General features: G+C 66.5%; 1 protein-coding gene. It reads right to left on the minus strand.

Going from position 1 to position 206, the window contains the following annotated elements; genetic code table 11:
• Positions 1 to 206 (minus strand): enoyl-CoA hydratase-related protein (locus tag V6260_RS19585; protein WP_341595645.1); only part of this gene is annotated, 206 nt, incomplete at both ends.

The raw sequence follows: 206 nt of genomic DNA on the forward strand, positions 1-206 counted from the left end.
CTGGAGCATGGTGAGATCGGCGCCAGCGGAGAAGGCGTCCTTGCCCGACGTGAGGACCGCGCCCTTGATGGATGCGTCGCCAGCGACGCGATCGACGATCGCCTCCAGCTCGTCCATCACGTCGGCGGCCAGCACGTTCATCGGCCGGTCCTTCATGTCCCAGGTGACGAGCGCGATGCCGTCGGCGTCGGTGTCGAAGGTGAAGT

This window comes from Pseudoalteromonas aliena (assembly GCF_038155085.1).
Lineage (GTDB): Bacteria > Pseudomonadota > Gammaproteobacteria > Enterobacterales > Alteromonadaceae > Pseudoalteromonas > Pseudoalteromonas aliena_A.